The organism is Sulfitobacter pacificus (genome assembly GCF_030159975.1).
In the GTDB taxonomy this organism is placed as follows: Bacteria; Pseudomonadota; Alphaproteobacteria; order Rhodobacterales; family Rhodobacteraceae; genus Sulfitobacter; species Sulfitobacter pacificus.
In genome coordinates this window covers 3,169,763-3,194,880 of the sequence record NZ_BSNL01000001.1, presented here as the reverse complement: position 1 = coordinate 3,194,880, position 25,118 = coordinate 3,169,763, and the positions used below count along the sequence as shown (strand labels likewise).

Annotated in this window: 24 protein-coding genes; 12 read left to right on the top strand and 12 right to left on the bottom strand. The window is 57.5% G+C overall.

Annotation, left to right across the window (positions count from 1 at the left end; translation table 11 throughout):
* Positions 1-1,623 (top strand): FMN-binding glutamate synthase family protein, encoded by a 1,623-nt coding sequence (locus tag QQL78_RS16020; RefSeq protein ID WP_284374814.1) that lies wholly within the window; start codon positions 1-3, stop codon positions 1,621-1,623.
* Here the strand turns inward: QQL78_RS16020 and QQL78_RS16015 are convergent.
* Positions 1,620-2,495, bottom strand: a complete 876-nt coding sequence (locus tag QQL78_RS16015) for a YihY/virulence factor BrkB family protein (RefSeq protein WP_284374813.1) — start codon at positions 2,493-2,495, stop codon at positions 1,620-1,622. The genes QQL78_RS16020 and QQL78_RS16015 overlap by 4 nt on opposite strands.
* 149 nt (positions 2,496-2,644) lie before the next feature.
* Between QQL78_RS16015 and QQL78_RS16010 the strand changes: the two genes are divergently transcribed.
* Both QQL78_RS16010 and QQL78_RS16005 read left to right on the top strand, forming a co-directional pair.
* Positions 2,645-3,898, top strand: a complete 1,254-nt coding sequence (locus QQL78_RS16010) for an aminotransferase class V-fold PLP-dependent enzyme (protein WP_284374812.1) — start codon at positions 2,645-2,647, stop codon at positions 3,896-3,898.
* 38 nt (positions 3,899-3,936) lie between these two features.
* Entirely contained in the window at positions 3,937-5,217 is a 1,281-nt protein-coding gene (locus tag QQL78_RS16005; RefSeq protein WP_284374811.1) for an acetylornithine deacetylase/succinyl-diaminopimelate desuccinylase family protein, read from the top strand.
* Here QQL78_RS16005 and QQL78_RS16000 read toward each other — a convergent pair.
* On the bottom strand, positions 5,200-6,450 hold the full coding sequence (locus QQL78_RS16000) for an Hsp70 family protein (RefSeq protein WP_284374810.1): 1,251 nt from the start codon (positions 6,448-6,450) through the stop codon (positions 5,200-5,202). The two genes, QQL78_RS16005 and QQL78_RS16000, sit on opposite strands and share 18 nt — an antisense overlap.
* A 118-nt stretch (positions 6,451-6,568) precedes the next feature.
* Here QQL78_RS16000 and QQL78_RS15995 point away from each other — a divergent pair, with 118 nt between their 5' ends.
* The gene (locus QQL78_RS15995) at positions 6,569-8,047 is read left to right on the top strand and encodes an ABC transporter substrate-binding protein (protein WP_284374809.1); all 1,479 of its coding nucleotides are present in this window, start codon (positions 6,569-6,571) and stop codon (positions 8,045-8,047) included.
* A gap of 65 nt (positions 8,048-8,112) precedes the next feature.
* Positions 8,113-8,331 carry a DUF6500 family protein gene (locus tag QQL78_RS15990; protein WP_284374808.1) on the top strand — a complete coding sequence of 73 codons (219 nt, stop codon included), beginning with the start codon at positions 8,113-8,115 and terminating at the stop codon, positions 8,329-8,331.
* Between the two features lie 11 nt (positions 8,332-8,342).
* Here QQL78_RS15990 and QQL78_RS15985 read toward each other — a convergent pair whose 3' ends face one another.
* Both QQL78_RS15985 and QQL78_RS15980 read right to left on the bottom strand, forming a co-directional pair.
* The gene (locus tag QQL78_RS15985; RefSeq protein ID WP_284374807.1) at positions 8,343-9,461 is read right to left on the bottom strand and encodes an acetoin utilization protein AcuC; all 1,119 of its coding nucleotides are present in this window, start codon (positions 9,459-9,461) and stop codon (positions 8,343-8,345) included.
* 79 nt (positions 9,462-9,540) lie between these two features.
* Positions 9,541-9,957, bottom strand: coding sequence for a hypothetical protein (locus tag QQL78_RS15980; protein ID WP_284374806.1), 417 nt, complete (start codon positions 9,955-9,957; stop codon positions 9,541-9,543).
* A 245-nt stretch (positions 9,958-10,202) separates the two neighbouring features.
* Between QQL78_RS15980 and QQL78_RS15975 the strand changes: the two genes are divergently transcribed.
* From QQL78_RS15975 to QQL78_RS15950, 6 genes are read left to right on the top strand one after another with little or no spacing between them, the layout of a single operon-like run.
* Positions 10,203-11,150: an ABC transporter permease gene (locus QQL78_RS15975; protein ID WP_284374805.1), complete on the top strand. Its 948-nt coding sequence runs from the start codon at positions 10,203-10,205 to the stop codon at positions 11,148-11,150.
* On the top strand, positions 11,147-11,962 hold the full coding sequence (locus QQL78_RS15970; protein WP_284374804.1) for an ABC transporter permease: 816 nt from the start codon (positions 11,147-11,149) through the stop codon (positions 11,960-11,962). The genes QQL78_RS15975 and QQL78_RS15970 overlap by 4 nt, the downstream gene beginning before the upstream one ends.
* Positions 11,959-13,557 (top strand): ABC transporter ATP-binding protein, encoded by a 1,599-nt coding sequence (locus tag QQL78_RS15965; RefSeq protein ID WP_284374803.1) that lies wholly within the window; start codon positions 11,959-11,961, stop codon positions 13,555-13,557. Before QQL78_RS15970 ends, QQL78_RS15965 begins: the two co-directional genes overlap by 4 nt.
* Positions 13,554-13,907, top strand: coding sequence for a cupin domain-containing protein (locus tag QQL78_RS15960; protein WP_284374802.1), 354 nt, complete (start codon positions 13,554-13,556; stop codon positions 13,905-13,907). The genes QQL78_RS15965 and QQL78_RS15960 overlap by 4 nt, the downstream gene beginning before the upstream one ends.
* Complete coding sequence (locus tag QQL78_RS15955; protein WP_284374801.1) at positions 13,904-14,893, top strand: P1 family peptidase; 990 nt, start codon at positions 13,904-13,906, stop codon at positions 14,891-14,893. Before QQL78_RS15960 ends, QQL78_RS15955 begins: the two co-directional genes overlap by 4 nt.
* On the top strand, positions 14,886-15,689 hold the full coding sequence (locus QQL78_RS15950) for an alpha/beta fold hydrolase (RefSeq protein ID WP_284374800.1): 804 nt from the start codon (positions 14,886-14,888) through the stop codon (positions 15,687-15,689). Before QQL78_RS15955 ends, QQL78_RS15950 begins: the two co-directional genes overlap by 8 nt.
* 1 nt (position 15,690) lies before the next feature.
* On the opposite strand, the gene maiA is transcribed toward QQL78_RS15950, so the two are convergent.
* Genes maiA through QQL78_RS15930 form a run of 4 tightly spaced genes read right to left on the bottom strand, consistent with a single transcriptional unit; the run spans position 15,691 to position 19,959 of the window.
* A complete protein-coding gene (gene maiA / locus QQL78_RS15945) occupies positions 15,691-16,338 on the bottom strand; it encodes a maleylacetoacetate isomerase (protein WP_284374799.1) in 648 nt (215 codons plus the stop codon).
* Complete coding sequence (locus QQL78_RS15940; protein WP_284374798.1) at positions 16,335-17,027, bottom strand: fumarylacetoacetate hydrolase family protein; 693 nt, start codon at positions 17,025-17,027, stop codon at positions 16,335-16,337. Before QQL78_RS15940 ends, maiA begins: the two co-directional genes overlap by 4 nt.
* Before the next feature lie 60 nt (positions 17,028-17,087).
* On the bottom strand, positions 17,088-17,510 hold the full coding sequence (gene cueR / locus QQL78_RS15935) for a Cu(I)-responsive transcriptional regulator (RefSeq protein WP_284374797.1): 423 nt from the start codon (positions 17,508-17,510) through the stop codon (positions 17,088-17,090).
* Position 17,511: 1 nt separating this feature from the next.
* Positions 17,512-19,959 (bottom strand): heavy metal translocating P-type ATPase, encoded by a 2,448-nt coding sequence (locus QQL78_RS15930; RefSeq protein ID WP_284374796.1) that lies wholly within the window; start codon positions 19,957-19,959, stop codon positions 17,512-17,514.
* Positions 19,960-20,268: 309 nt separating this feature from the next.
* Between QQL78_RS15930 and QQL78_RS15925 the strand changes: the two genes are divergently transcribed.
* Positions 20,269-21,723, top strand: a complete 1,455-nt coding sequence (locus QQL78_RS15925) for a mannose-1-phosphate guanylyltransferase/mannose-6-phosphate isomerase (protein WP_284374795.1) — start codon at positions 20,269-20,271, stop codon at positions 21,721-21,723.
* A gap of 4 nt (positions 21,724-21,727) precedes the next feature.
* On the opposite strand, the gene rfbA is transcribed toward QQL78_RS15925, so the two are convergent.
* Genes rfbA through rfbC form a run of 4 tightly spaced genes read right to left on the bottom strand, consistent with a single transcriptional unit; the run spans position 21,728 to position 25,051 of the window.
* On the bottom strand, positions 21,728-22,600 hold the full coding sequence (gene rfbA / locus QQL78_RS15920) for a glucose-1-phosphate thymidylyltransferase RfbA (protein ID WP_284374794.1): 873 nt from the start codon (positions 22,598-22,600) through the stop codon (positions 21,728-21,730).
* Positions 22,597-23,448 (bottom strand): dTDP-4-dehydrorhamnose reductase, encoded by an 852-nt coding sequence (gene rfbD, locus QQL78_RS15915; protein WP_284374793.1) that lies wholly within the window; start codon positions 23,446-23,448, stop codon positions 22,597-22,599. Before rfbD ends, rfbA begins: the two co-directional genes overlap by 4 nt.
* Positions 23,445-24,485 (bottom strand): dTDP-glucose 4,6-dehydratase, encoded by a 1,041-nt coding sequence (gene rfbB, locus QQL78_RS15910; RefSeq protein ID WP_284374792.1) that lies wholly within the window; start codon positions 24,483-24,485, stop codon positions 23,445-23,447. Before rfbB ends, rfbD begins: the two co-directional genes overlap by 4 nt.
* Positions 24,482-25,051: a dTDP-4-dehydrorhamnose 3,5-epimerase gene (gene rfbC, locus QQL78_RS15905; protein ID WP_284374791.1), complete on the bottom strand. Its 570-nt coding sequence runs from the start codon at positions 25,049-25,051 to the stop codon at positions 24,482-24,484. Before rfbC ends, rfbB begins: the two co-directional genes overlap by 4 nt.
* Positions 25,052-25,118 lie beyond the last annotated feature (67 nt).

Sequence of the window (25,118 nt, the reverse complement as noted above, 5' to 3'; positions counted from 1 at the left end):
ATGCCAGACTTGGGATCGATGACCAGATTTACCACTTTCGCGCTCGCCGGGGTGCTGACATTGGTCAGCTTCATTCTGATCTTCACCTGGAGCGGCTGGTTCTTCCTGCCTTTCGCACTCTTCGCCGTTCTGACCTGTATGGGCATCTATGACGTGACCCAGACCAGACACTCGATCCTGCGCAATTACCCTATTCTGGGCCATATGCGGTTCTTTTTTGAAGGCATCCGCCCTGAGATCCGGCAGTATCTGATCGAATCCGATCAGGACGAAGAACCCTTTAGCCGCGACAGCCGGTCCTTGGTCTATCAACGCGCCAAAGGCGAAGAGGACGCCCGCCCCTTCGGGACACGCATGCGGGTCTATGATGCTGGCTATTCCTGGGTCACCCATTCGGTCGCGCCTGTACATATCGAGGATTTTGATTTCCGCACCAAAATCGGCGGACCGCAGTGCAGCCAGCCCTATTCGGCCTCGCTGTACAACATTTCCGCAATGAGCTTTGGTTCCCTCTCGGCCAATGCCATTCAGGCGCTGAACACCGGTGCCAAACTGGGCGGGTTTGCCCATGACACTGGTGAAGGATCGGTCAGCCGCTATCACAAAGCGGGGGGTGGCGATCTGATCTATCAACTGGCCTCCGGCTATTTCGGCAGCCGCGCGGCGGATGGTTCATTCGATCCCGAAAAATTTCGCGAAACAGCGTCACTTGAACAGATCAAAATGATCGAGTTGAAGCTAAGTCAAGGGGCCAAACCAGGCCATGGTGGGATGCTGCCCGCCTCGAAAATCAGCCCAGAGATCGCAGAGGCGCGCGGCGTTCCGATGGGCAAAGATTGCGTTTCGCCCGCCGCACATTCAGCCTTTTCCACCCCGATTGAAATGATGGAGTTCATTGGCCAGCTGCGTGAATTGTCAGGCGGGAAACCTGTGGGATTCAAGCTGTGCATCGGACATCGGCGCGAATTCATGTGTATGGTAAAGGCCATGTTAGAGACTGGTATCACCCCTGATTTCATCGTCGTTGACGGCACCGAAGGTGGTACAGGTGCGGCCCCGGTCGAGTTCTCAAACCACGTTGGCATGCCGATGATCGAGGGGCTGACCTTTGTGCATAACACCCTGCGCGGTGCGGGGCTGCGGGATCAGATCAAGGTTGGGGCCGCGGGCAAGGTTGTATCAGCCTTTGACATCGCGCGCGCATTGGCGCTGGGCGCAGATTGGTGCAATTCGGCCCGCGGTTATATGTTCGCCATCGGCTGTATTCAGGCGCAGGCCTGTCACACCAATCACTGCCCGGTCGGCGTGGCCACTCAGGACAAGACCCGCATGCGGGCGCTGGATGTGGGACACAAAAGCCAGCGCGTCGCCCGTTTTCACCGCAATACAATGGAGGCACTGGGCGAGATGACAGGGGCCGCTGGTCTGCACCACCCAAGTGACTTTCTGCCCCATCACATGATGCTGCGTCAGGGCGACAAAAGCATGGTCGAGGCCAAGGATGTCTATGGCTACCTTCCCGAAGGCTATCTGCTGGATGACAAGGCCGAGGATTACAATGGCAACAAGAACCGTTGGTCACGGGCGCGGGCAGACACATTTGCCCCCGCCGAACAGCTTTAGGAAGATTCGCCAGATTGTGGTTTGGCGTGATTTTCCCTGACCCAAAGCTCAATCTGCGCATTCAACGACGCACCATAAAGGACAAGAAAGCTGGTGATCCATAACCAGATCAGCATTGCGACAACAGCGCCGATCGATCCGTAAACCTGATTGTAATTGCCGAAATTTGTTACGTAGTAGGAAAACGCGAGCGACAGCACCACCCAAAGCGCGACCGCGACAATCGCCCCCACAGACAGCCAGCGAAACCGCGCCACCTTGCGGTTCGGCCCATAGCGGTAGAGCACGCCGACACCGGCGAATAAAACAACAACGGCAACAATCCAGCGCAGCCCGTCAATCAACAGCGTGCCGATAATACCAAGCGGGAAAAACGCCAGCAGCACGGGGATCACAACAAGGCTGATCACAGCGACAATCCCAACCCCGACCAAAGCCACCGTCAGCAAGAGGGCCCGAATATAGTGCCGCGCGGTGTTTCGGTTGGGTTGCGCGTATACCGAATTCAATCCAGTGATCATCGCCCCAACACCCGCGCGTGCTGACCACAGGGCCAGCAACAAGGACACCACCCCGGCCCAGCCCAGCGTGTCACTGCTTGCAGATACGAGGCTGACAACCTGTTGGTGGATGATGTCGAACACACCCGCCGGCATCAATTCGCGCAGATCTTCCAGTTGCACCACAACCTCTGCCGGATCCGCAACCAGCCCCGCAATGGCGATCAGCGCCGCCAAAGCAGGAAACAAAGACAACATAGAGAAAAATGCAACGCCGGCAGAAATCAGGGCCAGATTGCTGTCGCCAATCTGCACGATGCTGGACTTGAACACATCCCAATACCCGCGAAAACCAAGTCTGGAAATTTTCATAGGCACCTTCATCTTCGTTCCCTCCAACAGATGAAGCGCCCGGAAGCAACTGGCAAGAAAAATCAAGACAAAATAGGCGGGATGTATATGGCCCCCCCTTGCGCCGCGTTGCGCATCCGTGATGATGCTTGCGAATTGAAAGGACCCTCATGACCCTTGCCAGCCCTGCGCTAACCCGCGCCATCAAAGACCGTTTTGCCCATGTGGACAGTTGCCCCTTTACCGGTCCGCGCATCTTTTTCGAAAATGCAGGCGGTGCGCTGACATTACATTCGGTGGTGGAAACCTCAGCCAAATTTGCGGCCATCCCGGACAATCAAGGGCGTGATAACCCTGCGTCACAGGCACTGACTGCTGTGATCAAACGCGCCAAGGCGGATATGGCCCTGTTTTTCAATGCGCCTGATGGCCAGTTTTTCGTCGGTGAATCCGGGACCGAACTGACCTTCCGTTTGATCCGTACCGCCATCATGGGCACCCCGCCGGGTGGTAAGGTAATCGGATCGTCCGTAGAACATCCCGCCTCGCGCAGTGCGGCGCTGCATTGGGCCGGAGTGGCCGGTAAGGAATACGTCAATGTCGCACATGACGATGCCACCGGGCAGGTCACCGCACAGGCCTATGCCGCCGCGATGACGCCAGAGGTTCAGGTTGCCACGATCCTGCATACCTCGCCGGTCACCGGCATCGCCAATGATGTGGCGGCCATCGTGTCGGCCATCCGTGGGGTTGCGCCAGAAGCATTTATCATCGTCGACGGCATCCAGCATGCCAGTCACGGAGGCATCGACATCGCCAGCTATGATATCGACGGATATGTTGTATCACCTTACAAAGTGTTCTCGCGTCATGGCTACGGTGTGGCATGGGCCTCTGACCGGCTGACCGCCCTGTCGATTGAGACCTTGAAGGACGGCCCTGCCGGTAATTGGGAAATGGGCACCCGCGACACAGGTGCCTATGCAACTTTCACGGATGTTGTTTCCTATTTTGACTGGCTGGGCGGCGAAACATCCGATGCCACTGACCCGCGGGCACGGATTGAGGCGGCGGGGCAGGCCATCCACGTCCATGAACAATCCCTGACCGATGCGATGTTGAACGGTGTGGATAACCTGCCGGGACTGGCCGATCTGCCCGGCGTCACGATCATTGGCGGACGGGAAAACCCCAACCGCGAGGGGCTGGTCTGTTTTGCGCTGGATCACGTTGCAGCGGACGAAATCGTCGAACAATTAAACGCGCAAGGCATCCGCACCCACATCCGCCGCGCAGATCACTATTCCGGGAATATTCTTAATCCTTTGGGGCTTAAGGCTGCCGTGCGGGTATCGCTGTGCCATTATAATACCCATGAAGAAGTGCGCAGTTTACTTGCCGCGATGAAGGATATTGCAGGCTAGGTCTTGCCAATCCAAAGGAACCGTTCAACGATGGCGACATGAACACACCACTCTCAGAAGCCATTGCCGCCAAACGGGACGACCTGATCGCCCTGACACAGGATCTGATCCGAATCCCGACGTTAAATCCGCCGGGACAGGATTATCTGCTGATCTGCGAATATCTGGACAAACGCCTGTCCGCCCATGGGTTCGAAACCCAGATGATCCGTGCCTTTGGCACACCGGGTGACAGCGAAAAATACCCGCGCTGGAACATCATCGCGCGGCGCGACGGCAAACATGCGGGCGAATGTGTGCATTTCAACAGCCACACCGATGTGGTTGAGGTTGGTGCCGGTTGGACCTTCGATCCCTTTGGGGCCGAAATCTCGGATGGCAAGATTTATGGGCGGGGCACCTGTGACATGAAAGGGGGCCTTGCCGCCTCGATCATCGCAGCCGAGACCTTTATCGAACTGCATCCCGATTTCGCCGGTGCCATAGAGATTTCAGGCACTGCGGATGAAGAAACCGGCGGCTATGGCGGCGTGGCCTATCTGGCTGAGCATGGTCATTTCAGCCCTGACAAAGTGCAGCATGTGATCATCCCCGAGCCGCTGAACAAAGACCGGATTTGCCTTGGCCATCGCGGCGGCTGGTGGGCCGAAATCGAAACCAAGGGTGAGATTGCCCATGGCGCGATGCCCTTCCTTGGCGATTGTGCCGTGCGCCATATGGGTGCGGTGTTGCAAGAGTTTGAAGACAAGCTGTTTCCTGCCATGGCTGCCCGTTACACAGAAATGCCTGTGGTCCCAGAAGGGGCGCGCAATTCGACGATGAACATCAATTCCATCCATGGCGGCGAAAATGAACCTGCCGAGGATTTCGACGGTCTACAGGCACATTGCGTCCCCGATTCCTGCCGCATTGTCATCGACAGGCGTTTTCTGGTTGAGGAACCGCTGGATCAGGTCCGTGACGAGGTCACCCGCCTGCTTGAGGGCTTGCGCGAAAACCGTCCGAATTTCGACTATGAGATCACCGAGCGCAATTCGGTTCTGCCGTCGATGACCGACAAGGAATCACCCGTCGTGCGCACCGTCGCCAAGGCGATTGAGGATGTGATGGGGATACCGCCGCAATATGTCGCCTCGCCCGGCAGTTACGATCAGAAACATATCGACCGGATTGGCAAGCTCAAGAATTGCATCGCTTATGGGCCGGGCATTCTGGACCTTGCGCATAAGCCCGATGAATACATCGGCATCGACGATATGATCGACAGTGCCAAGGTAATGGGAGCCGCGTTAGAGACGCTTTTACTGCCCGTCACCTGAGGCCAGCGCCAAACCGTCAACGATTCCCGTCAGTGCCGCACCACGGTGCACTTCGGCGCGTGGCAGCCGCGTGGTCAGCGCGTCCTGCACCACTTGCATCAAGCTGGAACCACCCACGAAGATCAGCTTGTTCACCGCTTGCGCATCCACATCTGCGGCGGCGAGAGTCGCCTCGGCCGCGGCCCCGATCTGATCTGCCAGCCCGGCCAGTTTCGCGGTCATCATCTCTGCTGGTAGGGGCAGCACCGCCTTGCGCTTTAACATCCCCACCTTGATCACCGGGTTTTCGACCCCCGGCGTATTCGCCATGATCTTGCCCGCCTCAACGGCAAAGGCCAGATCATGACCCAGCTCTTCCTCCAGCACCTTAACCAGACGGGCCAGACGTCCCTCATGCACCGCATATTTGTGCAAATCCTTCGCCGCGCGCAGGGTGTCGGGGCCATACAGAAACGGAATCTTTGCCCATGTCGCCAAATCGTTAAAGATGGCGTTGGGCGCAATATGGGTGTCATTGCCAAAGGCGTGGCGGATCGGACTGCCCATGCCAAGCTGCGGCATCACCCGTTTGATACTGAGGCGGCGGTCAAAATCTGTCCCGCCAATGCGCACGCCATAACTGGCAAGAATGTCGATATCGGTGCTGCCGCTTTGCCGGAACAAGGTGAAATCCGACGTACCACCACCGATGTCCACCACCAGCCCCAGATCACCAGCGTTCAGCACATCGCGACTGGCCCGCGCCGCCGCTTCGGGTTCGTTCAGAAACCTGACATCGTCGAAACCTGCCCGTGCATAGCATTCCTTCAAGTCTTCCAAAGCTTGGATGTTTCGGGCTTCATCCTCGGAATGAAACCGCACAGGGCGGCCCGATACAGCGCGCGTGAAGGTCTGGCCGGTAGCCGCCTCTGCGCGTGTTTTTACCTCTGTCAGGAACCGCGCAACAATGTCGATGAAATCCAGCCGCTCGCCCAGCAACATCCGGCTTTCGCGGATCAACCTTGTGCCCAGCAGGCTTTTGAGGCCGCGCATATAGCGCCCCTCTTCACCACCCAACAAGGCGTCGGAAGCTGCCGCACCGACCAGCATTTTCTTTTCCTCAAAGTCAAAGAACACAGCCGTGGGCATGGTCGGCTCGTCGCTTTCCAAGGTAATCAACTGCGGTTTGCCATCCACGCAAATCCCCGCCGCTGAATTTGAGGTTCCGAAATCAATTCCCAGTGTTGCCGACATCAAACGCCCCTCTTCGCAAGGCCGCGTCTTTAATCCCAACGGACACCAAAGGCAAACCCCTAGCCACCGCCCCGCGTATTGGCTAGCCTCCACTCCATAATCAAAAGGGAGACCACCCATGTTCCATCTATCCCGCCTTCTGCTTGGCGTCAGCACTGCGGCCTTGATGGCCAGTGCCGCTATGGCCAAAGACGATCTTACCATCGCAATCCAGCTTGAACCGCCGCATATGGACCCAACCTCTGCCGCAGCCGGTGCCATCGATTCGGTGCTTTATTCCAACGTATTCGAAGGGCTGACCCGCTTTATGGGCGACGGTTCGGTTGTGCCTGGCCTCGCAGAATCATGGGAGATTTCCGAGGATGGGCTGACATATACGTTCAAACTGCGCTCTGGCGTGACCTTCCATGATGGCACCGCAATGGACGCCGAAGACGTGAAGTTCAGCCTTGATCGCATCGGTGCCGAAGACAGCGCAAACGCCCAAAAGGCGCTTTATGCTGCGATTTCAGAGGTGAATGTTGTTGACCCGACGACGGTTGAGGTCAAATTATCCGAACCCAATGGCAACCTGATTTTCAACCTTGCCTGGGGCGATGCCGTGATTGTGGCCCCCGAAAGCATCGAGAACATCAAACAAACGCCCGTCGGTACGGGTGCGTTCAAATTCGACAGCTGGACGCAGGGCGATAAGGTCGAACTGTCACGCAACGATGCCTATTGGGGTGATGCCCCCGCGCTGGCCTCTGCTACATTCAAGTTTATCTCTGACCCCACCGCCGCCTTTGCCTCGGTGATGGCCGAAGATGTTGATGTCTTCTCCGGCTTTCCGGCCCCTGAAAACTTGCCGCAGTTCGAGGCCGATCCACGGTTTCAGGTCCTTGTCGGATCAACCGAAGGTGAAACGATCCTTTCGACCAACAACAAGATGCCGCCCTTTGACAACGTAAAAGTACGCGAGGCTCTGGCCCATGCGATTGACCGTCAGGCCATCATTGACGGTGCGATGTTCGGTTTGGGCACGCCCATCGGCACCCATTTTGCGCCGCATAACCCGGCCTATGTCGATCTGACAGCGCAATCCAACTATGACCCGGCCAAGTCCAAGGCCCTGCTGGCCGAAGCAGGTTTTGCAGAGGGGTTTGAAACCACATTGCACCTGCCACCCCCCTCCTATGCGCGGCGCGGCGGCGAGATCATTGCGGCACAGCTGGCAGAGGTCGGCATAACCGCCAAGATCACTAATGTCGAATGGGCGCAGTGGCTTGAAACAGTGTTCAAAGGCAAAGACTTCGGCCTGACCATCGTCAGTCACACCGAACCGATGGACATCGGGATCTATGCCAACCCCGAGTATTATTTTCAGTATGACAACAAGGCGTTTCAGGACCTGATTGCCAAGTTCAACACCACGGCTGACCCCGAAGCGCGCAACGAAATGATGGCTGAAGCACAGCAGATCATCGCGGATGACTATGTGAACGGCTACCTGTTCCAACTGGCGCTGCCAACGGTCGCGCAGGCCGGTGTGCAGGGTCTGTGGGAAAACGCACCAACACAGGCGAATGACCTGACCGGCGTAAGCTGGGCTGAATAAACCACATAAATGTTAACCAAAGGGCCCCTGCACCGCAGGGGTCCTTTTTTGTGAAAGGATCAAGGATGCGGGCAAGTCTTAGAACCAAGGCTATTGCGATCTGCAACGACAAGATTGCAAAGAAAGGTGAAACCGTTGGGCTGTCCTTCTATGCCTTCTTTGCCAATAAAAACGACAACCCCGAATTGCTGATGGAAGCAGCGGAGTGGTGGATCAAGACACATCAGCTGGATCATTTCGAAAAGGCTGTAAAAATCCGCGATATGATTGCCTCAGGCGTATGAGGCCCGCTTGCCTAGCGCCACAGCCGGCGGTTCGCGAGCCTCTGAACCCCCGCCTTCACCTCATCACGCAGCGGCCCTTCACGGGGCACATCCTGTAATGTCGTAAACCAATGCACAGGCGGGTTCTTACCCCGCCTGTTTCCATCAAACCGCAACGCACGCAGCACATCCTCCGCCGCTTTCGACAGGGTTTCGGGGACCTCCAGCCCATTCAGCACGCCCCAAACCTGTGTCCACAACCGCCCGACCGACCAAGGGTTATAGCCACCACCACCCAGCACCAGCAGGCGCGGGGCCATGCCCATCAACCCGCGCAACACGTCCAATTGAGCATTATTGCTCAACGCCATATGCGACAGCGGATCTTCCTCCAGCCCGTCGGCCCCACAAAGCAGAACAATCACATCGGGGCGGAATGCCGCGACCTTGGGCAGGATCAATCCGTCTCTAACAAAGGCCATTTCGCTATCATTGAACCCCCGCGGCACCGGCAGGTTAAACGCGTTCCCACCTCCATCATTCTCTATCCCGCCGGTACGCGGCCACAACCTCGCCTCATGGACAGAGATCATCAAACAGTCGGGATCACCGCCAAATCCAACCTCGACACCGTCAGGATGATGCGCATCAATGTCGACATAGGCGATGCGGCGCACCCCATGGTGGCGCAGACTGAGCATCGCCAACACCGGATCATTCAGATAGCAAAATCCGTTTGCGCGATCCGGCATGCCATGATGCGTACCGCCCGCCGGATTATAGATTACCCCGCCGCCGCGCAGCAGTTCACCGGCAAGGATCGACCCCCCTGCCGCCGTTGCCGGACGGCGGAAAATCTCGGCAAACACGGGGTTGGTCACGCTGCCGATATCATGACGCCGGCGATCGCTTTCCTTCGCCTCCTGCTCTTGCTCTACCCGTTGCAACGCCGCGATGTAGTCGGAGGTATGCCAATTGACCAACGCCGAAGGTTTGGCGCGCGGCGATGTGATAAACTGGTCCTGCGGCAGCCAGCCCAGAGCACGGGCCAGATCCATCACGGTCGATACCCGTGGCACCCGCAAGGGATGCCAGCGGCCATAGGTGGAATGGCGAAAAATCTCGTGACCGATAAATTGCGGTTTCAGCATGGGCCAACCTTATCCTTGCACACGAAAAAAGGGCACCCGAAGGTGCCCTTTAGTCACTACATTTAAGCAGTTTCAGCAGTTAGCGTGTGCCGTCAAGACCAGCTGCGGCTTCACTCACCAATGTGTCCAGATTGCGGTCACATTGGGCAACAAGTGCTTCCAGCGCTTCGGTCATCTGCGATTCTTCGGTTGTATTGTCTTCGTTACCGTCAGCCTTAGCACCGGAAGTGGTGTCGCCTTCGGTCGCTTCAGCAGCGGTTGTGGTGCCGGTGGAATCTTCGGTTGCTTTCGGCTCACCGTCTGTAGGCATGCCATTTGCGCCGTCATCGATTTCAGCAATTGCCATCTCGGCGACCTTCATCTGGTCACCAGAGTCCAGTGCTTTGAACTCGGCACAGGTCATTGTGGTCATGTCAAGGTGAGCTGCTGCAAAGGCAGGCATCGACATAGAGCTGATCATGGCTGCGGCGGCGATTGTTTTGAACGTACGTGTCATTGTTTTCTCCTCATGCTTCGTTGAAGAGACAACCGCCCCACCCTCAAACAGTTCCAACAAATAAACTGAAGGGATGTTCGAGCACCTGTCATTCGGAACCTAAGCTGCTGAATTGATGCGCAGATATGACCGATAAAAACATGAACCGATTTTCTGTGCTTGCTTCATCACAAAGTCATTTCTGCAATTGCAAAGCCGTTAACAGCACTGGACGGCGCAACCAACGGCGCATAACGTTTGTTGCAATGTTGCGCTATACTCTCAAACGTCTGATCTCTCTGATCATCAGCCTCGCTATTGCGTCGGTGGTGATCTTCTTGGTGATCGAAGTCGCCCCCGGTGATCCGGCTTCCTTTATGCTTGGGATGAATGCCCAACCGGAAACCCTTGCCGCCTTGCGATCAGAACTTGGTCTGGATGCCTCAAAGGTCGAACGGTATTTTTCCTGGATCAGCGGGATGGTTGTCGGCGATTTCGGCACCTCCTACACTTACCGCACGCCCGTGTCGCAGATGATCGGAGAGCGGCTCTGGGTCTCCTTGCCGCTGGCGCTCTATGCCCTGACGCTAAGCACGCTGGTCGCTTTCCCTGCCGGAATTTATGCCGCCAGCCGCCGCGGTCAGGCAGGGGACATCGGGGTGATGGGGGCCACGCAACTGGGTGTGGCCGTGCCAAATTTCTGGTTTGCGATGATGCTGGTGCTGATCTTTGCCATCAATCTGCGTTGGTTTTCTGCCGGTGGGTTTGTCGGGTGGGACAAGGGGGTTCTTGCCGGGCTTCACGGGCTGACCCTGCCCGCCATCGCCCTTGCCCTGCCACAGGCGGCAATCCTTGCGCGGGTGATGCGCTCCTCCCTCCTTGACGTGATGGGAGAGGATTTCATGCGTACCGCACGGGCTAAGGGGCTGACTGCACGACAGGCGCTATGGCGCCACGGATTACGCAATGCACTGATACCGGTGCTGACGATCATCGGGCTGCAATTCTCATTTCTGCTGGCGGGATCAATCATCATTGAACAGGTGTTTTACCTTCCCGGCCTTGGACGTCTGGTGTTTCAATCGATCTCGGCACGCGATCTGATTGTGGTGGAATCCGTGGTGATGCTTTTGGTGTTCTCCGTCATCGTGGTGAACTTTCTGGTTGATCTGGCCTATGCGGCCGTTGATCCCCGTCTGAGGGCACGATCATGAACCGTAACCTGATCCTTGGCAGCCTTTTGACTGCGGTTTTCCTGATTGCCGCGCTGATCAGCTTTGTCTGGACCCCGTTTGATCACACCGCCCTCAGCATCCCGGACAAGCTGCAAACCCCCTCCGGCACACATCTGCTGGGCACCGATCATTTCGGCCGTGATCTGCTCAGCATGATCATGGTGGGCGCACGCACCTCTATTGCTGTGGCTTTGGTGGCAGTGGGCATTGGCATGGGGCTGGGCGTGCCGCTTGGCCTATGGGCGGCAGCGCGGCAGGGCACGTTGATTGATGAATTGATCATGCGCGGCAATGATCTTGTGTTTGCGTTCCCCAGTCTGGTCATTGCCATCCTGATCACTGCTATTTTCGGGGCTGGGGCCATCAATGCCATTATTGCCATCGGCATCTTCAACATTCCTGTTTTCGCCCGCATCACCCGTGGGGCCGCACTGTCGCTATGGCAACGTGAATTCATCATGGCCGCCCGCGTCGCTGGAAAAAACGCAACCCGCATTTCCGTCGAACACATCCTGCCCAATGTCACCAATCTGCTGATTGTTCAGGGCACCATTCAGTTCAGTCTGGGCATCCTAGCCGAGGCGGGGCTCAGCTATGTCGGGCTGGGGGCGCAGCCGCCGACACCCTCATGGGGGCGGATGCTGGCGGATGCGCAAACGCTGGTCAGCATTGCACCGCATATGGCGCTGGTCCCCGGTTTTGCCATCATCCTGACGGTGCTGGGGCTGAATCTGATGGGGGATGGCTTGCGCGACTATCTTGATCCCCGTCTGCGGGTGGCCCGGACATGAGTCTTTTGCAGATCACCAATCTTAGCCTGTCGATTTATGGTCTCGACATCCTGCGCGATGTCACCCTGTCGATTGATGCGGGCGAGATTGTGGCCGTCACCGGCGAAAGCGGCTCGGGCAAATCCATGACCGCCCTTGCGGTGATGGGGCTATTGCCAAAGGGAACGCGAACCAAGGGTCATATCCTGTTGGGCGACCAAGAGCTGACCCAGCTGTCAGAGCCCGATCTCTGCGCGATGCGCGGCCGCGATATGGGCATGGTGTTTCAGGAACCGATGACGGCGCTGAACCCTGTGCAGACCATCGGCAGGCAGGTGGCCGAAACGATCCGTATCCATGATCCGTCGCTGCCCCGTGCAGAGGCCGAGGCGCAGGCCGCCGCAACCCTGACACGTGTGGGGTTACCGCAAGACCGCTTTCCCTTGTCGCGCTATCCGCATGAGCTGTCGGGCGGTCAGCGCCAACGTGTTGTCATCGCAATGGCCATCGCCCTGCGCCCCCGGCTGTTGATCGCCGATGAACCGACAACCGCACTGGACGTGACCACACAGGCGCAAATCCTTGATCTGTTGAAATCACTGGCCCGCGAGGACGATATGGGCCTGTTGATGATCACCCATGACCTGGCCGTGGTCGCGGATATGGCGGACCGAATTGTGGTTATGCGCCGGGGTCAGATTGTTGAACAGGGGGCCACACAAACCCTGCTGCACGACATGCAACATCCCTATACAAAGATGTTGTTTGCCGCCTCCAACCATCAGGTTGCCCTGCCCGCCGCGCCACCCCCGCAACCCTTGTTGGAGGTCCAGAACCTTGTGCGTGACTACCGGCTGCCGCGCAAAACCCTGTTTGGTCCTCCAGCAACTTTTCGCGCCATCGACGATGTCTCCTTTACCCTGCAACGTGGCGAACGTCTTGGGCTGGTTGGTGAAAGCGGCTGCGGAAAATCGACCCTAACACGTGCGTTATTGGGTCTGGAGCAGGTTCAAAGCGGCACAATCACTCTTGACGGGGATCCGGTGTTCACCGGCAATGCGCCCAACCTTGAGGTGCGCCGCAAGATGCAGGTGGTGTTTCAAGATCCTTTTGGCAGCTTCAATCCCCGCCATCGCGTAGATCGCCTGATCACAGAGCCCTTTCACCTGCTGCCCGATCCGCCGACCGGGGCTGATCGCAGCCGCGCGATTGATGAAGCACTGACCGCCGTGGGTCTGTCTCCCAGTGATGCCACAAAATACATCCACGAATTTTCCGGTGGCCAACGTCAACGTATCGCAATTGCCCGCGCATTGATCATTAAACCCGAGTTGATCCTGTTTGACGAGGCCGTCAGCGCACTTGACGTCTCTGTCCGCGCCCAGATCCTTGATCTGCTGGGCACGCTTTGCGAGGCATATAATCTGACCTATCTGTTCATCTCGCATGATCTGTCTGTGGTGCGCACCATCACCGACCGCGTGCTGGTCATGCAGTCGGGCAAGATCGTGGAGCAGGGTCCGACCGAAGATGTGTTCGAGCGCCCACAGCACAGCTATACCCAAACCCTGATTGCAGCCGCCCCCGTACTGCCCGACATCGGAGCATCCAGATGACCAACCCCGTCAACCTTGCTGATAAACTGTCTCAGATCAGCACCTATTGGGATCCGCATGTGGTGGCGGATTATAACAGTAATGACGTCATGGTTGTGAAATTTCAGGGGGCGTTTCCGTTTCATTTGCACGAGGACACCGATGATTTCTTTCTGGTCCTGAAAGGCGAAATGATCATGGACCTTGAAGGCGCGTCCCATCCTGTGAAATCTGGCGAAATCTATGTTGTACCCAAGGGCGTGACCCACCGCCCCAGAGCGGAACACGAATGCAAGGTCCTGCTGATAGAACCGAAAGGAGAGCCTAACACCGGCGATCCGGCCACCGCAGCGGCGAAACCAAGACTATGATTGCCGGACCCAAGAACCTGATCACCGACGTGCCCGGTCTGCTGGTCGGTAACGCACAGGACGAAGTTTTGAAATCCGGTACAACGGTGGTTCTGGCCGATGAACCCTTTACCGCTTCTGTGCATGTTATGGGGGGTGCGCCGGGCGCGCGGGAAACCGACCTGCTTGCCCCCGACAAATCCGTCGCGGCGGTTGATGCCTTGGTATTGTCGGGTGGCTCTGCTTATGGGTTGGACGCCTGTTCGGGTGTTGTGGACGGGTTGCGGGCCGCGGGGCGCGGGTTTCAGGTTGGCCGGGCAACCATCCCTCTTGTGCCCGGTGCCATCCTGTTTGATCTGTTAAACGGCGGTGACAAGGATTGGTTGGAAAACCCCTATCGTATACTGGGACGACAGGCCTTTGACGCCGCATCAGAGACGTTTTCGCTTGGCACAGCGGGCGCGGGCACCGGCGCAATGTCTGCAATGTTGAAAGGTGGTCTTGGCTCTGCCTCCCTTGTTTTGCCTGATGGCAGCACCGTCGGGGCGCTGGTGGCGGCAAATCCGGTTGGTGCGGTCACAACCCCTGGCGACAGGCATTTCTACGCCGCCCCTTTTGAATTGAACGCAGAATTTGGCGGGCTTGGCCCCGATCCGGCCTCCGGCCTTGGCCTGTCTTTGGAAAGTCGGAAGGTTGTAGCAATGTCGCAGCGGGCCAATACGACAATCGCGATCATCGCCACCGATGCGACCCTGACAAAGGCCGAATGCCAACGTGTCGCCGTTGCGGCCCATGATGGAATTGGACGGGCAACCGTGCCTGCACATACCCCGATGGATGGTGATCTGGTATTTGCCCTGACTACAGCGGACAAGCCTGCCGGGGATGTCTCCCTGATCGGGCATGCGGCCTCGCTCTGTCTGGCCCGCGCCATCGCCCGCGCGGTGTACGAGGCAACGCCAAACCCCGATGATCTGCTGCCCTGTTGGAGAACCCAGAATGCCTGAACTGCCCCTCGATGAGGTGACCCTGCATTATGAAGCCGACGGCAGCGGTCCACCGCTCTTGTTACTGGCGGGCATGTTAAGTGACAGCGCCGCCTGGGGCGCATTCTTGCCGCTGATCAAGGATCATTTCACCGTAATCCGCCCTGACAACCGCACCACGGGGCGCACCGTGCCTTGGGATGCGCCTGCCGATTGCAGCTTGATGGCACAAGACGCAGTGGCGCTGATGAACCACCTTGGGTTTGACCGGTTCCACGTCGGAGGCCATTCGCTGGGCGGGCTATTATCGCTTGAGATTGCTCATATGGTACCGGATCAGGTGGCCAGCTGCGCGGTGCTTGCGTCGGGTCGTATCCGTGTGCCGCGCACCGCTGCGGTGTTTGAGGCGCTGCTGGCGGTGCGTCGCGCACCCAAAGGCGAGGAACTGTGGCTGCGGGCGCTTTATCCATGGCTGTTCGGCCATACTTTTTTTGAGAATCCCGCGCATGTCGAAACCGCGCTGGAGGCCAGCCTCGCCTATCCCCATGCTCAGACAGCTGATGCCATGGCGCATCAGCTTGCCGCTTTTGGCGCGTTCCGGCCCAAGGCGAAACCGGAAAACATCACCTGCCCCACATTGGTTCTTTATGCGGGACAAGACCTGATGGTCCCGCCTGCCGCCGCACAGCCCAGCTTTTCCGGCATCCCCAACCTGACCGAAGCAACGATAGAGGCGGCAGGTCATTCGATCCATTGGGATGCCCCGCAAGAGGTCGCCGCGCATCTGACCAAATTTTTGGCCGCCAACCCGATCTAGATCAACTCACGTCAGGCTGGTTGGCCGGTGCCGCCTGTTCCAGTGCAGGCACAGCCATGCAATTGGCGTGAATGCGGTTGATTACCGGATAGGGTGACATATCGACCTCAAAACGTGCGTTGTTCAGCACTTGTGCATATAGACACAGATCGGCCAGACCCACCGTATCGCCATGGCAGAAATCTCCGGTTTCAGGCTCCGCCGCCAACCGGGTTTCCAACGCCTTCATGCCGGCGGCGGCCCAGTTGCGAAACCATGCCGCCTTGCCCGCCGCATCGACGCCAAACTCGGCCTCCAGATGTTTGAGAATGCGTAGATTATTCACCGGATGAATGTCCGCCGCCACGATCTGTGCCAGGCTGCGCACCCGTGCCCGACCCCATGGATCATGGGGCAGCAAGGGCGGTTCGGGATGCACCTCGTCCAGCCATTCAAGGATCGCCATGGATTGCGGCAAGGCCCCTTGCGGTGTGACCAGTGTCGGCACCAGACCCGAAGGGTTCAACGCCAGATGGGCCGCGCTTGCCTGCTCGCCCTTCAATAGCGACAGCGGGACATAATCATAGCTTAGCCCCTTGAGGTTCAGCGCCGCCCGCACCCGGACCGACGTTGAAGAACGGAAATAGTTATGCAGCGTCAGGTCACTCATGCGCGCGGCCCGATGGTGACTTTCAATTCGCCAATTCCATCCACACCACCGGTGATCACATCCCCCGGCACCACAGCGCCAACACCAGCGGGGGTGCCGGTCATGATGATGTCACCGGGCGCAATTTCCATGGCTTGCGACAAGATCGAAATATGTTCACGTACCGACCAGATCAGATCAGCGATATCAGCATCCTGACGGGTCTCGCCGTTCACGGCCAGCCAGATGCGTCCGGCCTCGACGCTGGGCACCTGTGCAATCGGTTTGATTGCGCCAATCGGTGCGGAGTGATCAAAGGCTTTGCCCCAATCCCATGGGCGGCCCATCTTCTTGGCCTCGCCCTGCAAGTCGCGGCGTGTCATATCCAACCCCACAGCAGCGCCCCAAACGTGATCCATCACATCGGCCTCGGCAATGTCAGCGCCACCTTTGTGGATCGCTATCACCAGCTCAATCTCATGATGCAGATCCTCGGTCAGCTTCGGGTAGGGGATGGTACAAGGGGTATCCAAAGCGGCATCCGCCGGTTTTGTGAAAAAGAACGGTGCCTCGCGGGTTGGATCCTTGCCCATCTCGCGGGCATGCGCCTCGTAATTGCGCCCCACACAAAAGATCCGGCGAATGGGGAAACGGTCTGCGCTGCCCTGTACGGCAAGGCTGGCCTGTTTGGGCGCATTGATTACATACATCACGTGTCCTTTGCAGCGTCTGGATGGATATCCGTACCCAACATGCCCGCATCACAGAGGTCAATACAGGAGTTGCCGTCGGGCGGAGCCACCTTCGACCTCTTGCGCCAGATCAGACAGGATCGGGCAATCCGGGCGATTGTCCCCCGCACAGGAGCGAACAAGGGCATTCAACGTATCGCGCATGGCCGTTAGCTCGGCCAGTTTCTGATCAATCTCGCCCAAATGCTGCTGTGCAATTGCTTTGACATCTGCGCTGGCACGATCCTGATCATCGTATAGCGCCAAAAGGCTTCGGCAGCTTTCAACAGGAAAGCCCAAGGAACGGGACCGCGCCAGAAAGGCCAGTTTATGCACATCGCTGTTTGAAAACTCGCGATAGCCATTGGCCCGGCGCGACGGTCGCACAAGGCCCACCTCTTCGTAATAGCGGATGGTTTTGGCAGGCAAGCCTGTAACATCGCTGACAGATTTGATGTTCATCTCACACCCCCACATGACGCAAGCGCAGCGCATTGCCCAATACAAACACCGATGAAAACGCCATCGCCCCCGCTGCAAGACCCGGTGACAAAAGCATACCAAAGGCGGGATATAACGCGCCCGCGGCCACCGGGATCAAGGCTGCATTATAACCGAAAGCCCAGACAAGGTTTTGCTTGATGTTGCGCAGGGTCTGTCGCGACAGGTCAAACGCATGCACCACACCTTGCACATCTCCCGACATCAGCACCACATCCGCCGTTTCGATGGCAACATCCGTCCCGGTGCCAATTGCAATACCCACATCCGCCTCGGCCAGCACCGGCGCATCATTGATGCCATCGCCCACGAATGCGATCTTTCCATGCGTCTCGCGCAGGGATTTCAGCGCATCGATTTTACCCTCGGGCAGGACATCGGCAATCACCGTTTCAATGCCAAGGCTCTGCGCCACGGCTTTGGCTGTGTCCCTACTGTCCCCGGATATCATCGCCACTTGCACCTCACGGGCTTGCAGCGCCGCGATGGCGTCCTTGCTGGTTGGACGCAGGGGATCAGAGATGACAATGATTGCGACAACTTTGTTTTCGACAGCAACAAAGGAAACGGTATGCCCTTTTGCCCTTGCTGCTGATGCACGCGCTTCCAGCTCCTGTATGGCGGCACCGCAGTCCTGCATCATACGCGCATTCCCCACTGCAACATCCTGCCCCTCAACCTTACCACGGATGCCTTTGCCCGAGATGGTTTGCACATCCGTGGCTTCTGGAAGGGTCAGGCCCTTGTCGCCTGCAGCCTCTAAAATCGCATGTGCCAAAGGATGTTCAGAGCGGGACTCGAGGGCGGAAACCTGCGCGAGTATGTGGTCCCCTGCCGCCGGGTCGATACTGACAAGATCAGTCAGCATCGGTTTGCCCAGCGTCAGCGTACCGGTCTTGTCAAAGGCCACCGTTTTTACATCACAGAGCGATTGCAGGGCATCCCCTTGACGAAACAACACACCAAGTTCTGCCGCGCGGCCACTGCCCACAAGAATGGAGGTGGGTGTTGCCAACCCCATCGCGCAGGGGCAGGCAATAATCAAAACCGATACCCCCGCCACCAGCGCGTAAGAAAGCGATGGTTCCGGGCCAAAAATCAGCCAGAGACCCACGGTCAGCAAGGCAATCCCCATCACAGCAGGCACAAACCAAAGCGTAACCCGATCCACCAGTGCCTGAATCGGCAGCCTTGCCCCTTGGGCCTGCTGAACCATGCGAATAATCTGCGCCAATGTCGTGTCGTGGCCGACCCGCGACACCTCGCAAATCAAACTGCCATGCCCGTTCACCGTACCCCCGGTCAGCCCATCACCTGCCGATTTCGTCACTTGCATCGGCTCGCCGGTCATCATGCTTTCGTCAACTGTGCCGGTGCCCTCGATCAGCACCGCGTCTGTCGGAACACGTTCGCCCGGCTTGAGCAGGAATCGCACCCCGACTTGCAATTCCGCTACTGGCACTTCGACCCAGTCCTGTCCTTGTGCAACCCGCGCGGTGCGGGGCTGCAGGCCGATCAATTTTTGAATCGCAGCACCGGTTTGCCCTTTGGCCCGTGCTTCAAACCAGCGGCCCAAAAGGATCAATGTGACAATCACCGCCGCCGCTTCGAAATAGACCGCCCGTGTGCCCGCAGGCAAAACCGAAGGGATAAACAGCGCAATTGTCGAAAAGATCCAGGCCGCCCCGGCGCCCAATGCCACAAGGCTGTTCATATTCGGAGCCATCCGCCACAGGGCCGGCAAGCCATTGAAAAAGAACTGCCGCCCCGGCCCGAACAGGACAAGGCTGGTAAGCACAAACTGGATTCGCCAGCTGTTCTCCATCCCGATGGTACGCCCGATCAGGTGATGCAGCGCCGGAAACAGATGCCCGCCCATCTCCAAAATAAAGACCGGAAGTGACAGGGCAGCCGCCCACAACATGATGCGCCGGCTATGCGCGGCCTCTGCTTCTTTCTGCACGTACCGGTCCACAGGTGTTTCATCACTGGGAAGCAACGCGGGATACCCCGCCTTGGTCGCAACATCGGCCAAACCCTGCGCGGTGATCAGGCTTGGCACAAACGCAATGGTTGCGGACTCATCCGCCAAATTGACCTGTGCATGCAACACACCTGCCTTTGCATCCAATGCCTTTTGCAACCGGCCCACACAAGATGCGCAGGACATGCCACTGATCATCAGGCGGAGCTCTTGGGTCTGCGCCGGGTATCCCGCCGCCTCCAGGGCGCGCAACGCATCCTGGGCGGTTTGCACATCCGGCGACGAAAACTGCACCGTTTCTTCGGCAAGGTTAACCGAGGCATCTTTCAGCCCCGAAACTGCCTCAACCGCGCGGACCACCCGGGCGGCACAAGAGCCGCAAACCATATTCTGTACCGGTAAAACCACAGACTGTCCCAACGCCATTTTTCCTTCTATTTCTCTCTTGGGGGACAGATAGGGGTTCCAGTAGCTGGAAGGTCAATAGGTGATCTTAAATCGATTGCAATCGTCTGATAACTTGTTGTTCACCGCCTCTGTTACACATGCTGACAGCACCTTTCCCTGTAAAACACTACCATAAAGGGAACATGTGATCCCAAAAACCAACAAAATTCGTGACTTGGCGAAAAGCCACTCATACTCTTGGTGGACTGGACTATTGTCTCTTGCAACTCAGGGGCACGCCACTTTAACAGAAGACGTTAACGGCTGCGGCAACGAAAAGGACGAGCAATGACAACCAATGACATCACTCCGGTGATCCTATGTGGCGGATCAGGAACACGTCTTTGGCCGGTTTCTCGTAAGAGTTTTCCCAAACAATTCATTGATCTGATCGGTGAAGGCAGCCTGTTTCAGCAATCCAGCAAACGTTTGTCCGGCAGTGGATTTGCTGAACCCATTGTTGTCACCAACTCTGATTTCCGGTTTATCGCCACGCAGCAATTGCATGATGCAGGTATTACGCCAAACACGGTTCTGATCGAACCTGAAGCCCGCAATACCGCACCCGCGCTTCTGGCTGCCGCTTTGGTTGCCGCGCAAAAAGATCCCGCGCAGCTAATGCTCGCCGCGCCGTCGGATCATTATATCACCCAGGCTGATGTGTTCTGCGACAACGTCCGCCGCGGCGTCGCCGCCGCGCAAGCAGGGCAGATCGTAACCTTTGGCATCACCCCTGACAAACCTGAAACCGGCTATGGCTATCTTGAGCTGGGCGAAGGCAGCGTGCATGGCGCAATGCCGCTGAAACGTTTCGTTGAAAAACCGGTTCTGGCCGAAGCACAGCGAATGTTGGATGCTGGCGGCTATCTGTGGAACGCCGGTATCTTTATGTATGCTGCCCAAACGATGGTTGACGCCTTCGCCGCGCATGCGCCAGAGATGCTGGCCCATGTGCAGGCCGCCGTTGACTCAGCCGAACCCGATCTGGGGTTCCTGCGCCTTGACCCTGACGCTTGGACAAAATGCGAAGATATCTCTGTTGATTTTGCAATCATGGAAAAGGTGAGCAATCTCAGTGTCATCGCCCATGATGGTGATTGGTCCGATATGGGCGGCTGGAACGCGGTGCATCTGCATGCGGAAAAGGATGCCGATGGTGTCGCGCTTCAGGGCCGCACCCATGCGGTTGAATGCAAGGATACGCTGCTGCGTTCGGAATCCGGCGCGGTGCAGCTGGTCGGCCTAGGTCTGGAAAATATCGTTGCGGTGGCCATGCCCGACGCAGTGCTGGTTGCTGACCGCAGCCGCACCTCGACGCTGGGGAATGTGGTGAAACAGATGCGCGCCGCCGCTGTGCCGCAGGCCGATAACTTCCCCAAGGATCACCGCCCCTGGGGCTTTTTCGAAACACTGATCCTGTCTGACAGCTTTCAAGTAAAACGCATTGTGGTGAACCCCGGTGCCGCGCTCAGCCTACAAAGCCATGAACACCGCTCTGAACACTGGATTGTAGTGGTGGGCACCGCGAAGGTCACCGTCGGGCCGGACCGCGACAATCTGGATGTCAAAATGGTGCACCAGAATGAATCAGTCTACATTCCTCTGCACGCCATTCACCGCATGGAAAACCCCGGTGACACCCCGATGGAGCTGATCGAAGTACAGACCGGCAGCTATCTGGGCGAAGATGACATTGTGCGCTACGAAGACGTCTATTCCCGCGGCCAGGGGGCCAAGGGATAAGGCGCTATTTCAAAAGGTCTTTGAGGTAGCGGCCATAGTCGTTTTTCTCAAACATCTCGGCACGCTTTAGCAGTTCGTCATCGCTGATCCAGCCTTGATCATGGGCGATTTCCTCAAGGCAGCCGGTTTGCAGCCCCTGCCGTTGTGTCAGCGTGCGCACGAAGTTTCCCGCATCCAACAGGCTTGCATGGGTGCCAGTGTCCAGCCAGGCATAGCCACGCCCCATCCGGTTCACCCGCAGCGCCCCCTGCGCCAGATACATTTCCAGCAAAGTGGTAATCTCAAGCTCCCCACGGGCAGAGGGTTTAACCTCCCGCGCCAGTTTCGGCGCATCTGCATCAAGGAAATAAAGCCCGGTAACAGCATAGTTTGACGCTGGTTTTTTGGGCTTCTCAACAATGGTCTGCGCCACGCCCGCCTTGTCAAAACCAACCACACCATAGCGTTCAGGATCAGCCACGTGATAGCCGAATACCGTACCACCACTTTTTTGCTTGTCGGCGTCTGCCAATATCTCGGGCAAGCCGTGACCAAAGAAAATATTATCCCCCAACACCATGGCAGAGGGCGCACCATCCAGAAAATCCTCTGCCAGAATATAGGCCTGCGCCAGACCATCCGGTGACGGCTGCACGATATAGGTCAGGGAAATGCCCCATTGGCTACCATCGCCAAGGGAGCGTTGGAATTGCGCCTGATCCTGCGGCGTGGTGATCATCGCAATCTCGCGGATACCGGCCAGCATCAACACCGAAATCGGGTAATAGATCATCGGCTTGTCATAGATCGGCAGCAGCTGCTTACTGATCCCCATGGTAATCGGATAGAGCCGCGTGCCGGAGCCGCCCGCCAGAATGATACCTTTGCGATTGGTCATTTAACTGCTCCGAGCTCGTTCAAAATTTCTGTCAGGCTGGCCCGCCAATCAGGGCGTTTAATACCGAAAGCCGTTTCGGTCGAGGTGCAATCCATCCGCGAATTCAGCGGTCGTCTGGCAGGCGTGGGATAGGCTGTGGACGGGATATCGCTCACCGTACAGCTCAGCCCCGCCTGATCAAATATCGCACGGGCAAAATCGGCCCAGCTGCTCGCCGGTGCTCCCGCGAAATGATATGTGCCCGCCTTGTCAGGGCTTTGGCTCAACTGTTGCACCATGCCGTGACAGGCCAGCGCAATATCCTTGGCGGCGGTTGGCCCACCGATCTGATCCGCCACAACGTTCAGCGCATCCCGCTCTGCCCCTAGGCGTAGCATGGTTTTGACAAAGTTATCGCCATGCGCCGACACCACCCAAGAGGTGCGCAAGATCGCATGGGCACCCCCAGCTGCGCGCACCTTTTCCTCACCAGCCTGTTTCGAGCGACCATAGGCACCCAGCGGCCCGGTTGCCGCATCCGGCTGCCACGGCTGAGTGCCGCCCCCGTCAAACACATAATCCGTCGAAATATGCACAAAAGGGATGCCCAGAACTGCACAGTCCCGCGCCATAACACCGGGTGCATCGCCATTGATCAATGTCGCCAGCGCCTCTTCCTCTTCGGCCTTATCAACCGCGGTATAGGCGGCGGCATTAATCACAGCGCTTGGTGTATAGGCGTGGATCGCATGTGAGACCTGTTCGGGCGCGGTCAAATCCGCCTCATCCCGCCCGATGCAAATCACCTCGGGCAGTTTTGCCAATTCCCGCGCCACTTGGCCGGTTTTTCCGATCACCAGAATGCTCACAACTTCACCCCCAAACGCTCGCCCACACCATCACGTGCCTGCAAGGCCCGCCACCAGTCTTCATTTTCCAGATACCATTGCACCGTGCGTTCCAACCCCTGCTCCAATGTGACCGAAGGCCGCCAGCCCAGTTCATCGCGGATGCGTGCAGGGTCAATCGCATAGCGTAGATCATGCCCCGCACGGTCCTGCACATGGGTGATCTGATCCGCATAGCTGCCGTCTTTCGGGCGTTTCTGATCCAGAATTGCACAAATGCTGCGCACCAGATCAATGTTGCGCGCCTCGTTTTCGCCGCCAATGTTGTAACTGCGGCCCAGCGCGCCCTTTTCCAGCACAAGTAACAATGCGTCTGCATGATCCTCAACAAACAGCCAGTCGCGCACGTTCAACCCCGCGCCATAGACAGGAATACCCTTACCCGACAGCGCATTCAGGATCACCACCGGCACCAGTTTTTCAGGGAAATGGAACGGGCCATAGTTATTGGAACAATTCGTCAGAACCACGGGCAGCCCGTAGGTTTCATGCCATGCCCGCACCAAATGATCGCTGGCCGCTTTGGACGCGGAATAGGGCGAGCGTGGATCATAAGGGGTGTCTTCGGTGAACATGCCTTCCGCGCCCAGCGAGCCGAAAACCTCATCCGTCGATATGTGGTGAAATCGAAAACCGTCCGGTTTGCCCGCACCCACCCAATAGCTGCGCGCGGCCTCCAGCATGTTGTAGGTGCCAGTGATGTTCGTCTCAACAAAATCGCCCGGCCCGTCGATCGACCGGTCAACATGGCTTTCTGCGGCCAGGTGCATCACCGCGTCTGGGCTGTGGCGGGCAAATACGGCGTCCAATGCGGCGCGGTTGCGGATATCCACCTGCTCGAACGCGTAAAGCGGGCTGTCCGCCACACTTGCCACATTCGCCAGACAACCGGCATAGGTCAGCGCATCAAGGTTCACGATCTCATGCCCACGGCTGACGGCCAATCGCACGACGGCAGAACCAATAAACCCCGCACCACCAGTCACCAGGATCTTCATGCTGCGCCCTCAAATGTGAAAGGACTGTCAAAATCGCACATCAGCGGTGCCTTTTCATCCTTGTCCGACAGCACCGCAGAGCCGCTTAATCCCCAATCAATACCAAGGTCCGGATCATCAAAACGCACCGCACCATCACATTCAGGGGCATAATAATCGCTACATTTATAGATGATCTCTGTATCCGGCACACGTGTTGCAAAACCGTGAAGAAACCCGGCGGGGATCAGCAACTGCAAACCATTTTCTGCCGTCAATTCATAGCCAACCCATTCCCCGAAGGTTGCAGAGCCTTTGCGCACATCCACCGCCACATCAAACAACGCACCGCGCCCACAGCGCACCAGTTTGGCCTGCGCATGGGGCGGGGATTGAAAATGCAATCCGCGCACCGTGTTAACAGCGGCAGACACCGAATGGTTATCCTGAACAAAATCAATATCGATGCCATGATCCGACATCTTTTTACGGTTCCAGCTTTCGCAGAAAAACCCGCGCGCATCGCCATAACGCGGCGGGTTTACCAAAACCACACCGGGCAGTTTTGTAGGTGTTATGAAATCCAACTGGTCGCTCCGTGCCTGATCTTATGCTTTGCAACACATCAATACATCGGACAGAGCGATTTGACGC

Excerpts from the sequence above, each read along its gene's own strand:
- QQL78_RS16020 (WP_284374814.1), top strand. The coding sequence starts at position 1 with ATGCCAGACTTGGGATCGATGACCAGATTTACCACTTTCGCGCTCGCC.
- QQL78_RS16015 (WP_284374813.1), bottom strand. The coding sequence starts at position 2,495 with ATGAAAATTTCCAGACTTGGTTTTCGCGGGTATTGGGATGTGTTCAAG.
- QQL78_RS16010 (WP_284374812.1), top strand. The coding sequence starts at position 2,645 with ATGACCCTTGCCAGCCCTGCGCTAACCCGCGCCATCAAAGACCGTTTT.
- QQL78_RS16005 (WP_284374811.1), top strand. The coding sequence starts at position 3,937 with ATGAACACACCACTCTCAGAAGCCATTGCCGCCAAACGGGACGACCTG.
- QQL78_RS16000 (WP_284374810.1), bottom strand. The coding sequence starts at position 6,450 with ATGTCGGCAACACTGGGAATTGATTTCGGAACCTCAAATTCAGCGGCG.
- QQL78_RS15995 (WP_284374809.1), top strand. The coding sequence starts at position 6,569 with ATGTTCCATCTATCCCGCCTTCTGCTTGGCGTCAGCACTGCGGCCTTG.
- QQL78_RS15990 (WP_284374808.1), top strand. The coding sequence starts at position 8,113 with ATGCGGGCAAGTCTTAGAACCAAGGCTATTGCGATCTGCAACGACAAG.
- QQL78_RS15985 (WP_284374807.1), bottom strand. The coding sequence starts at position 9,461 with ATGCTGAAACCGCAATTTATCGGTCACGAGATTTTTCGCCATTCCACC.
- QQL78_RS15980 (WP_284374806.1), bottom strand. The coding sequence starts at position 9,957 with ATGACACGTACGTTCAAAACAATCGCCGCCGCAGCCATGATCAGCTCT.
- QQL78_RS15975 (WP_284374805.1), top strand. The coding sequence starts at position 10,203 with ATGTTGCGCTATACTCTCAAACGTCTGATCTCTCTGATCATCAGCCTC.
- QQL78_RS15970 (WP_284374804.1), top strand. The coding sequence starts at position 11,147 with ATGAACCGTAACCTGATCCTTGGCAGCCTTTTGACTGCGGTTTTCCTG.
- QQL78_RS15965 (WP_284374803.1), top strand. The coding sequence starts at position 11,959 with ATGAGTCTTTTGCAGATCACCAATCTTAGCCTGTCGATTTATGGTCTC.
- QQL78_RS15960 (WP_284374802.1), top strand. The coding sequence starts at position 13,554 with ATGACCAACCCCGTCAACCTTGCTGATAAACTGTCTCAGATCAGCACC.
- QQL78_RS15955 (WP_284374801.1), top strand. The coding sequence starts at position 13,904 with ATGATTGCCGGACCCAAGAACCTGATCACCGACGTGCCCGGTCTGCTG.
- QQL78_RS15950 (WP_284374800.1), top strand. The coding sequence starts at position 14,886 with ATGCCTGAACTGCCCCTCGATGAGGTGACCCTGCATTATGAAGCCGAC.
- maiA (WP_284374799.1), bottom strand. The coding sequence starts at position 16,338 with ATGAGTGACCTGACGCTGCATAACTATTTCCGTTCTTCAACGTCGGTC.
- QQL78_RS15940 (WP_284374798.1), bottom strand. The coding sequence starts at position 17,027 with ATGTATGTAATCAATGCGCCCAAACAGGCCAGCCTTGCCGTACAGGGC.
- cueR (WP_284374797.1), bottom strand. The coding sequence starts at position 17,510 with ATGAACATCAAATCTGTCAGCGATGTTACAGGCTTGCCTGCCAAAACC.
- QQL78_RS15930 (WP_284374796.1), bottom strand. The coding sequence starts at position 19,959 with ATGGCGTTGGGACAGTCTGTGGTTTTACCGGTACAGAATATGGTTTGC.
- QQL78_RS15925 (WP_284374795.1), top strand. The coding sequence starts at position 20,269 with ATGACAACCAATGACATCACTCCGGTGATCCTATGTGGCGGATCAGGA.
- rfbA (WP_284374794.1), bottom strand. The coding sequence starts at position 22,600 with ATGACCAATCGCAAAGGTATCATTCTGGCGGGCGGCTCCGGCACGCGG.
- rfbB (WP_284374792.1), bottom strand. The coding sequence starts at position 24,485 with ATGAAGATCCTGGTGACTGGTGGTGCGGGGTTTATTGGTTCTGCCGTC.